General features: G+C 65.5%; 9 protein-coding genes. 3 read left to right on the forward strand and 6 right to left on the reverse strand.

The genetic code is table 11. The annotated features are described in order from the left end of the window. Positions 1-58: 58 nt before the first annotated feature. The gene (locus tag ACVWYP_RS22985; RefSeq protein ID WP_304499967.1) at positions 59-898 is read left to right on the forward strand and encodes a TerC family protein; all 840 of its coding nucleotides are present in this window, start codon (positions 59-61) and stop codon (positions 896-898) included. Between the two features lie 25 nt (positions 899-923). Here the strand turns inward: ACVWYP_RS22985 and ppx are convergent, their stop codons facing one another. From ppx to ACVWYP_RS23005, 4 genes are all read right to left on the reverse strand, one after another. After that, on the reverse strand, positions 924-2,426 hold the full coding sequence (gene ppx, locus ACVWYP_RS22990) for an exopolyphosphatase (protein ID WP_304499968.1): 1,503 nt from the start codon (positions 2,424-2,426) through the stop codon (positions 924-926). 12 nt (positions 2,427-2,438) lie between these two features. Next, positions 2,439-4,643 (reverse strand): RNA degradosome polyphosphate kinase, encoded by a 2,205-nt coding sequence (locus ACVWYP_RS22995; RefSeq protein WP_304499969.1) that lies wholly within the window; start codon positions 4,641-4,643, stop codon positions 2,439-2,441. A 132-nt stretch (positions 4,644-4,775) separates the two neighbouring features. Further along, a complete protein-coding gene (locus ACVWYP_RS23000) occupies positions 4,776-5,453 on the reverse strand; it encodes a P-loop NTPase family protein (protein WP_304499970.1) in 678 nt (225 codons plus the stop codon). Between the two features lie 88 nt (positions 5,454-5,541). Then, entirely contained in the window at positions 5,542-6,084 is a 543-nt protein-coding gene (locus tag ACVWYP_RS23005) for a CDP-alcohol phosphatidyltransferase family protein (RefSeq protein ID WP_016847415.1), read from the reverse strand. 160 nt (positions 6,085-6,244) lie between these two features. Here ACVWYP_RS23005 and purM point away from each other — a divergent pair, with 160 nt between their 5' ends. Further along, a complete protein-coding gene (purM, locus tag ACVWYP_RS23010; RefSeq protein ID WP_304499971.1) occupies positions 6,245-7,318 on the forward strand; it encodes a phosphoribosylformylglycinamidine cyclo-ligase in 1,074 nt (357 codons plus the stop codon). Beyond that, positions 7,315-7,965 (forward strand): phosphoribosylglycinamide formyltransferase, encoded by a 651-nt coding sequence (purN, locus tag ACVWYP_RS23015; protein ID WP_304499972.1) that lies wholly within the window; start codon positions 7,315-7,317, stop codon positions 7,963-7,965. Before purM ends, purN begins: the two co-directional genes overlap by 4 nt. A gap of 77 nt (positions 7,966-8,042) precedes the next feature. On the opposite strand, the gene ACVWYP_RS23020 is transcribed toward purN, so the two are convergent. Together ACVWYP_RS23020 and rnd are read right to left on the reverse strand one after the other, a co-directional pair. Next, entirely contained in the window at positions 8,043-8,246 is a 204-nt protein-coding gene (locus ACVWYP_RS23020) for a cold-shock protein (protein WP_016847412.1), read from the reverse strand. 349 nt (positions 8,247-8,595) lie between these two features. Then, entirely contained in the window at positions 8,596-9,744 is a 1,149-nt protein-coding gene (gene rnd / locus ACVWYP_RS23025; protein WP_018271312.1) for a ribonuclease D, read from the reverse strand. Positions 9,745-9,818: the final 74 nt, after the last annotated feature.

Consider the following 9,818-nt stretch of genomic DNA (forward strand, 5'->3'; position numbering starts at 1 on the left):
CCGGGGAGCGGCGGACGATCGCCGTCAGGGGCGGCCGCAAGGCCGAATAGGACTCGCTGTGGACTGGCTGTGGCAGATCTTTGATCCGGCGTACATCGGCGCGTTCTTCACCGAATTCAAGAACGAGATGGCGACGCCGACCTTCTGGGTCGCCGTTGGCAAGATCATCTGGATCAACGTCCTGTTGTCGGGCGACAACGCGCTCGTGATCGCGCTCGCTTGCCGCGGGCTCGCGCCGCGCCAGCGCCTGTGGGGTATGATTCTCGGCGCCGCCGCAGCGGTGCTGCTGCGCGTCATCTTCACCGGTATCGTCGCCAGCCTGATGGAGCTTCCCTATTTGAAGCTGGTCGGCGGGCTGGCGCTGATCGTGATCGCCGCCAAGCTGCTGGTGCCGGAGCAGGAAGACGAGGACAGCGTGCACGCGGCCTCGCATTTGTGGGCCGCGGTTCAGATCGTCGTGGTCGCCGACATCGTGATGAGCCTCGACAATGTGATCGCGGTGGCCGCCGCCGCCAATGGCAGCGTGCCGCTGCTGGTGCTCGGCCTTGCGATCAGCGTTCCCCTCATCGTTGCCGGCGCGGCGCTGATCATGGCGCTGCTCACAAAGCTGCCGGTCCTGGTCTGGGCCGGTGCCGCGCTGCTCGGCTGGATCGCGGGCGATGTCATCGCGACCGATCCGGCCGTGCATCCGAAGCTGGACGCGCTGTTCGCCGGACCGCTCGGTGCCAAGCTCGATTCCTGGCTGACGTCGGTCGGGATGTCGCCGCAATTCGCCCATGGCGGCAACGGCGGCGAGATCGTGCTCGCGGTGCTCGGCATCATCGTGGTGCTGGTCGCGGGGTCGATCTGGCGCCGCCGCGCACTCCGCAAGGCAAAGCACGCCGCCAAGGCGGCGTGAGTCCCTGACCAAGGCGGCGTGAGCCCTAGCGCCGCACGATCGAGCCGACGCGCCCGACCAGCCGCGCCAATTGCTTGAAGCGGCTGCCGACGCGGTCGGCGACCAGATCCACCATCCGGTGCTCGAACACCAGCATCAGCTTGCGGCCCTGGGTGCGGAAATGGGTTGCCGGCAGCACGCCGGTGCGCGCCGCCGTGATCAGATGCGCCACGCGGAACGCGGCGCCGAGCACGCGGGCGCGCTCGTCCATCGCCGGCGTCACCAGCGCGCGGATCTGCGGCGGCGGCTCGTTTTCTTCGCTGAGGCCGGCGTAGCGATAGAACACCGAGAGTGCGACGAAGGCGCGGCCCTGATGCGTGATCGAGCCGAAATTGCCGTTCATGATCAGGCTGAGGGTTTCCTCGCCGCGATGATCGGGATGCACCCGCCAACCGATATCGGAGAGCAGGCAGGCGACATGCCGCAGCCTGCGGTCTTCCTCGGTCTCGCGCAGCCTGACGACACGCACCAGCCGGTCGGTCCACGCCGTCAGCTCCTGGGCGTGGCGGGCCGAGCGCGACAGCAATTCGTTGAGGTTCTGCGCGGCGCAGAGCAGCCCGTCCTTGGCGCGTTCGGCCGGCGGCAGCATCTCGTAGAGCAAGCCCTCGCGCACGCCGAAGGTCGAGAACACGATGGTCTTCGGCTGGGCCACGCGGATGATGTATTCGAGCACGAGCGCGGCGTAGGCCAATAGCGGCCGCCGCGCATCGGCGACCGATTCGATATTGGCCAGCATGTTGGTGGCCGCCAGCCGCCGCAGCCGCTGCGCGAAGTCGAGCGCGTCCGCCGCCGGGATCGAATAGCCGTGCATCACCTTGAGCGGGTAGCCGCTCTGGATGATGTGTATGCGCGCCAGCGCACGCCAGGTGCCGCCGACCGCATAGAAGGTGCGGCCGCGGCCGGTCTTGAGCTGGGCGACGCCCAGCAGCTCGTTCTTGACGATGCGTTCGGCGCGCTTGAGCGATTTGTTGGAGAGGTCCTGCAGCGCGAGGCTGCCGAGCGGCAGCGTCACGCCGCTGCGCACGCGGTTGCCCTTGACGTCGATCAGTTCGAGCGAGCCGCCGCCGAGATCGCCGACGATGCCGTTCGGATTGTGCACGCCCGAGACGACGCCGAGCGCGGACAGCTTTGCTTCACGCGGCCCGGTGAGAATCTCGATCTTGGCGCCGCAGATGCGCTCGGCCTTGGCGATGAAGTCCGGACCGTTCTTGGCGTCGCGGCAGGCCGCGGTCGCGATCGCGTAGACGCGGCCGACCTGCTGGATCCTGCACAGCGCGCGAAAACGGCGCAGCGCGGTGAGCGCCTTGTTGACGGCATCGGTTGCGAGCAGGCCGGTGCTCTGCACCTCGCGCCCGAGCCCGCAGAGCGCCTTCTCGTTGAAGATGGTGATGAGGCTGCGCGCCATCGCCTCGTAAACCACGAGACGAACCGAGTTCGAGCCGATATCGATGACAGCGACGCTGGAAGCGCGCTTCCGCGGTCGCTTCACCGTAAGGCCCCCTTAAGACGATGGCTGCTGTCGCTCGTTGCGACGCGTGAGACGGCGCGGTGAAGATTCCTTGAGAGACTTACCACGGCCGGACAGACTCGGATTTGTCATGAAGTAGTCATGCAGATTGAAGGGCTCTTCGCCTTTCGCGGCCTTCATACGCGTTGACGACCCATCCGGCAACAATTGCCAGCTCTGCTCGGTGTCCTTCAGATTCGCGACCATGATCTGTTCGAGAACCTGCTGATGCACCGTGGGATTTTGCAGCGGACAGAGAACCTCGACGCGGCGGTCGAGGTTCCGCGGCATCATGTCAGCGGACGAGATATACACAGCAGCTTTTGTGCTCGGCAGGCCCTGGCCCATGCCGAAGCAATAGATTCGGCCGTGTTCCAGGAACCGGCCGATCACCGATTTGACGCGGATGTTCTCGGACAATCCCGGCAGCCCCGGCCGCAGGCAGCAGATGCCGCGCACCACGAGTTCGACCGAGACGCCGGCCTGCGAGGCCTCGTACAGCGCGTCGATGATATCAGGGTCGACCAGCGCGTTCATCTTCATCCAGACCGCGCCGTGCCGGCCGTGCTTGACGTGGGCGATCTCGCCGTGGATGTGCTCGATGATCCGCTTGCGCAGCGTCAGCGGAGACACCGCCATCTTCTCGATGTCGCTCGGCTCGGCATAGCCGGTGATGTAGTTGAAGACCCGCGCGACGTCGCGGCCGATGATCGGATCCGAGGTGAAGTAGGAGAGGTCGGTGTAGATGCGCGCGGTGACCGGGTGATAGTTGCCGGTGCCGGTGTGCACATAGGTCGTGAGATTGCCGCCCTCGCGGCGCACCACCATCGACAGCTTGGCATGCGTCTTCAATTCGATGAAGCCGTAGACCACCTGCACGCCGGCGCGTTCGAGGTCGCGGGCCCAGCGGATGTTGGCTTCCTCGTCGAAGCGCGCCTTCAGCTCGATCAGCGCGGTCACCGACTTGCCGGCTTCGGCGGCTTCCGCCAGCGCGCGCACGATCGGCGAATTGTTCGAGGTGCGATAGAGCGTCTGCTTGATCGCGACCACGTCGGGATCGCGTGCCGCCTGCTGCAGGAACTGCACCACGACGTCGAAGGATTCGTAGGGGTGATGGACCACGAGGTCCTTCTGGCGGATGGCGGCGAAGATATCGCCGCCATGATCGCGCACCCGCTCGGGATGGCGCGGCACATAGGGCGGGAATTCGAGGTCGGGGCGATTGAGGCGGGTGAGCTGCGACAGCTCGTTCATCGCCAGCACGCCGTCGACCAGGATCACTTCGTCGTCGGCGGCCGACAAGGCGTGCTGCACGAAGATGCGCAGCTCCTCGGGCATCGTGGCCTCGATCTCGAGCCGGATCACCGACCCGCGGCGGCGGCGCTTGAGCGCGGTCTCGAACAGGCGAACGAGGTCTTCGGCCTCTTCCTCGATTTCGAGTTCGGAGTCTCTGATGATGCGGAATGCGCCCTGGCCCTTGACGGTGTAGCCGGGGAACAGGCGGCCGATGAACAGACCGGTAGCCTGCTCGAGCGTGATCAGCCGCGCCGGCGCGCCTTCCTTGGTGGAGGGGATGCGGATGAATCGGTCGATCTTGCCGGGCATGCGGATCAGCGCGTTCATCGCCTTGCCGTCGGCGATCCGCGACAATTGCAGCGCCACCGTGAAGCCGAGATTCGGGATGAACGGAAAGGGATGCGCCGGGTCGATCGCCAGCGGCGTCAGCAGCGGGAAGATGTTGTGGAGGAAGTGATCCTCGATCCAGCTGCGCTCGGACTTGGTGACGTCGCGGCCGTCGACCAGCTGGATGCCGACCTTGGCCAGGATATCCCGCAGGTCGCTCCAGATCGCCTGCTGGTCGGAGGCGAGCTGCGAGACGGTCTTGTTGATCATCACGAGCTGCTCGGCCGGCAGCAGGCCGTCCGGGCTGCGCTCGGTAATGCCCTCGCGGACCTGCGCCTTGATGCCGGCGACACGGACCATGAAGAACTCGTCGAGGTTATTCGCCGAAATCGACAGGAAGCGGACCCGCTCCAGCACGGGATGGCCGAGATTGACCGATTCCTCGAGCACCCGCCGGTTGAAGTGCAGCCAGGAGAGCTCCCGGTTGATGAAGCGCTCGGGGCTGGTCGCGATTGCGGGAATGGCGGGAAATTCCGCCTCTTTTTCTTTGATTTCAGTAGCTTGTGCCGAGTCCATCAAGTGCTGGTCCAATTCAGGGCAGGGGCCGGGGCGGTCTAGCCGAGAGCCGCAGAAACCATGTGATATTGCGATGACGTTTCGATGACATTGATGTTCCGCTTCCCTGCGCCGTCAAGCCGCGGGGATGGATCAGGCATCGCGCAACAGCTCCGCCGCCAGCGCCCGTGTGACGGGACGGCCGAGCCGGAGTGCCTCGGTATCGAGCAACTCGACCGCCTGCCGGACGGCAACGTAGGAACGCTCGATCCGGTTGCTCAGATAGCTGACGAGCGGTTCGTCCACGCTCATCTGGCGGTCGGCGCAGAACTTGACGATCAGGCCGCGGAACAGCTGGTCGTCCGGCGGCAGCAGCGTCACAGTCGGCACCGCGCGGAGCCGCGACCGCAGGTCGCGCAATTCGATCTCGAACGCCGAGGGCGGAACGCGCGCCGTGATCAGCACGTAGGCATCGTCCTGGCGCGCCAGATTCATCAGATGAAACATCGCGCGCTCGTCGAAATCCGCCGGCCTCAAGTCCTCGACGACGAGCGCACCGGTCGCAAGCGCGGTCGGCACCGTGTCGGCGGTCAGCGCATGCGCCGCGGTCGAGCGCGCGCCGGCGCTCTCGGCCCAGATCGCGGCGAGGTGGCTTTTGCCGGCGCCGTCAGGCCCGACCAGCAGCATGATTCGGTTCGGCCAGTCCGGCCAACCGTCGATCAGCGCCAGCGCAGCCTCATTGGCAGGGCCCTCGAGGAAATCGTCGCGGGTCAGCTTCTCCTCGTGCGGCAGCGCCAAGGCCAATTGACGAGGTTGAACGCTACTGGCCACACAAGTCTCCAAACCACCTTATTTTAGCTATGCGCAAACGCGTCGCGTTTGTCGCGGGAAAACCGGCTTCGACTTTTCCGGATCCCGCCTACCGAGCTTCGATCGTGCTCATGTGCCGCACCCACTCCACGAGATAGAGGGACACCGAACCCAAAGTAAAGATCGTGACCAGGCCCATCAGGATCCAGTCGTAAGGATGCGGCTCGAAGCCGAAGCCGAGCGAGGCCAGCACCAGCGCCGCGAACGCGACCTGCGCCACCGTGTTCAGCTTCGACACCATCAGCGGCTTCATCTCGACCGGCTTGTCGAACAACCATGACACAATCACGGCGGAGACGATCATGATGTCGCGCGACACCACGAGGATCACGATCCAGCGCGGCACCGCGCCCCAGATTCCGAGCGCGACATAGATCGACACCAGGAGCGCCTTGTCGGCGAGCGGATCGAGCAGGGCGCCGAGCTCGCTCGTCATGTTGAAGCGCTTGGCGAGGAAACCGTCGACCGCGTCCGAGACGCCGGCGATCACGAAGATCGCGAACGCAATCTCCATCTGGCTGGACACGATGGCCCAGACGATCACCGGCACCAGGATGATGCGGCCGAGGGTGATGATGTTCGGAATGCTCAACTTGGATCGCTTCCCGGCTAGAAGCCTGATTTTACTCGATATCCGGCTCTTTTGCGCAGCCGCCTTGTGTTATCTACATAGTATCGCGGCGGCAGCGCCGCGAGCCATTGCGCGGGGGCGGAATTCCTCGTAACCAGCCCCTGATCATCTGGAATTGGGCATGACCGAGCGCAAAAACGGGCTCACTTACGCGGATTCGGGTGTCGATATCGACGCCGGCAATCGACTGGTCGATCTGATCAAGCCGATGGTGCGGGCCACCGCGCGGCCCGGCGCGGACGCCGAGATCGGCGGTTTCGGCGGGCTGTTCGACCTCAAGGCCGCCGGCTTCAAGGACCCGGTCCTGGTGGCCGCGACCGATGGCGTCGGCACCAAGCTGAAGATCGCGATCGAGACCGGCATTCATGGCGGCATCGGCATCGATCTGGTCGCGATGTCGGTCAACGACCTCGTCGTGCAGGGCGCGGAACCCCTGTTCTTCCTCGACTATTTCGCCTGCGGCAAGCTGCATCCGGAGGCCACCGCGCAGATCGTCGCCGGCATCGCCGAAGGTTGCCGCGAATCCGCCTGCGCGCTGATCGGCGGCGAAACCGCCGAGATGCCCGGCCTCTACAAGGATGGCGATTACGACCTTGGCGGCTTCGCGGTCGGCGCGGCCGAGCGCGGCACCTTGCTGCCAACCGCGGATATCGCGGCGGGCGATGCCGTGATCGGGCTGGCTTCCTCCGGCGTGCACTCCAACGGCTATTCGCTGGTGCGCAAGATCGTCGAGCAGTCCGGCGTTGCCTATGACGCGCCGGCGCCGTTCGCGCCGGTCATGACGCTCGGCGCGGCGCTGCTGACGCCGACCAGGCTCTATGTGAAATCCTGCCTGCGCGCGATCCGTGACACCGGCGCGGTGAAGGGGCTCGCCCACATTACCGGCGGCGGCTTCACCGACAACATTCCGCGCGTGCTGCCGAAGCATCTCGGCGTCGGCATCGATCTGGCGCGGCTGCCGGTGCTGCCGGTGTTCAAATGGCTGGCCGAGCAGGGCGGCATCGCCGAGCTCGAGCTGCTGCGCACCTTCAACTGCGGCATCGGCATGATCGCGATCGTCAAGGCTGATGCGGTCGACGCCGTGACCGAGGCGTTCACCGCCGGCGGCGAGACCGCGACGCTGCTCGGCGAGGTGATCGAGGCCAAAGGCGAGCATCGCGTGGTCTATAACGGTCATCTCGATCTCTCGCGATGAAGCGCCGCGTCGCCATCCTGATCTCCGGCCGCGGCTCCAACATGGCCGCGCTGATCGAGGCTGCGAAGGCTCAGGATTTCCCGGCCGAGATCGTGGCTGTGATCTCGAACCGCGCCGATGCTGCCGGGCTCGAAAAGGCCGCCGCAAGCGGCATTGCGACCATCGTCATCGAGAGCAAGCCGTTCGGCAAGGACCGCGCCGGCTTCGAGGCCGTGCTGCAGCGCGCGCTCGACGACAGGCAGGTCGAACTGATCTGCCTCGGCGGCTTCATGCGGCTGTTCACCGCCGAGTTCGTACGGCACTGGTACGGGCGGATGCTCAACATCCATCCCTCGCTGCTGCCCTGTTTTCCCGGCCTCGATCCGCACGGCCAGGCGTTGCGCGCAGGGGTCAAGCTGTCCGGAGCGACGGTGCATTTCGTGATCCCGGAGACCGACGCCGGACCGATCGTGATGCAGGGCGCGGTCACGGTCGCTGACGACGACACGGCCGAGACGCTCGCCGCGCGCGTGATCACCATCGAGCATCGCATCTATCCGGAGGCGCTGCGGCTTCTGGCGAGCGGCCGGCTCAAGCTCGAAGGCGACCTCTGCAAGACGCTTGGGAGCGCGCCGACGGACAGCACGCTGATCGCGCCCGCGCCTTAGCGCGCGGTAGCACGAGAGGTCCCCCGGGGTGATGCTGCCGGGGGAGGCATCCCGATGAATTCCGCTGGCAGCGGCGTTCAGTGAACCTTGAGGTTCTCGGCCGACGCCTTGCCGCGGTTCTCCACCAGCTCGTACTCGACGGACTGGTTCTCGTTCAATGTGCTGAGGCCCGCGCGCTCGACCGCGGAGATGTGGACGAACACATCCTTGTCGCCGACGGCTGGCTTGATGAACCCGTAACCTTTGGTCGGGTTGAACCATTTGACGGTACCCTTCGGCATCGTCTCTCTCCCAGTTTAGACATAAAAAAGACGCGGCCACGTTTTCCACGTGCCACGCCGCAAGCGGACTTTGCGCTCTCTGTTCACTTCCCGGGTCGTCAGATCCAAAGTCTTCAAGTCCGAAGTTTCGCCTCTCGATCGAAGCCTTGGATGTCAACGTCGCGAAACGCACAGTCGAACGGCCGCAATCCGATTGTGAAGCGATTGCAACACGAAAATTGCGCCTTAGCAAGCGCGGTGGTTTTGCGTGACGCAACCTCAGCCTGTGCCGGTCGAACTCCGGCGCAACGCGTTCGGCCACTGGCCGACTGCCGGTGGAACCTGCCGCGCACCGGGCAGGCGGCGCGCGCTAGCCCCGGTCCACCCGCACCACGCGGCCCTTGTCGATCGCGAGCGCGAGCTGGCCGTGCTTGAGCTTGAGCGCGGCCTCGCCGAACAGTTCGCGGCGCCAGCCGTGCAGGGCGCCGACCTCGGCCTGATCGCTGGCCGCGATCTGCTCGAGATCGTCGACGGTGGCGATCACCTTGCTGGCGACGCCGTGCCGCTCCGAGGTCATGCGCAGCAGCACCTTCAACAGCTCGACGGTCGCCGCGCCGTTGGAATTGTTTCTCGGCTTTTCCAGCTTGGGCAGCGTGGCCTGGTCGCGGGCGAGGCCGCGCTGCACGGCAGCAATGATGTCGGCGCCCCATTTGGAGCGCTCGAATCCTTTCGGCAGCGAGCGCAGATTGCCGAGCTTCTCCAGCGAGGTCGGCGCGTGGGTGGCGATATCGCCGACCGCATCGTCCTTGAGCACGCGCGAGCGCGGCACGTCGCGGCTCTGCGCCTCCTGCTCGCGCCAGGCCGCGACCTCGATCAGCACCGCGAGCTCGCGCGGCTTGCGCACGCGGGTCTTGAGCCGCTCCCAGGCACGTTCGGGATGGAAGTCGTAGGTCTTGGGCGAGGTCAGGACCTCCATCTCCTCGCTGACCCAGTCGCTGCGGTCGCGCTTCTTCAGATCGGCGTCGAGCGCCGCGAACACTTCGCGCAGATGGGTGACGTCGGAGACGGCGTAATGCAGCTGCTCGTCGCTCAGCGGCCGGCGCGACCAGTCGGTGAAGCGGTGGGTCTTGTCGGGGCGGTGGCCGGTGACGCGGTCGACGAGCTGGTCATAGGCGATGCTGTCGCCATAGCCGAGCACCATGGCGGCGACCTGGGTGTCGAAGATCGGATGCGGAATCGTGCCAGAGAGGTGCCAGACGATTTCGATGTCCTGCCGCGCAGCGTGGAATACCTTGAGCACGGCCTCGTTCGACATCAGGTCGAAGAACGGCTTGAGGTCGATGCCGGGTGCCAGCGCGTCGACCACGACGGCTTCTTCCGCGCTCGCCATCTGCACGACGCAGAGCAGCGGATAGTAGGTCGTCTCCCGCAGGAACTCGGTGTCGACAGTGATGACCTTATGTTTGGCGAGCCGGTCGCAGGCGGCGGCGAGGTCGGAGGTCGTGCTAATCAAATCCATGAAGTGTCCATAACGGCTTAACCACACGCGTTCTGCCGAAAGGGCAGCTATGTCAAGGGTCTTGCAGGGATTTT

It is taken from the genome of Bradyrhizobium sp. USDA 3262, assembly GCF_054060035.1.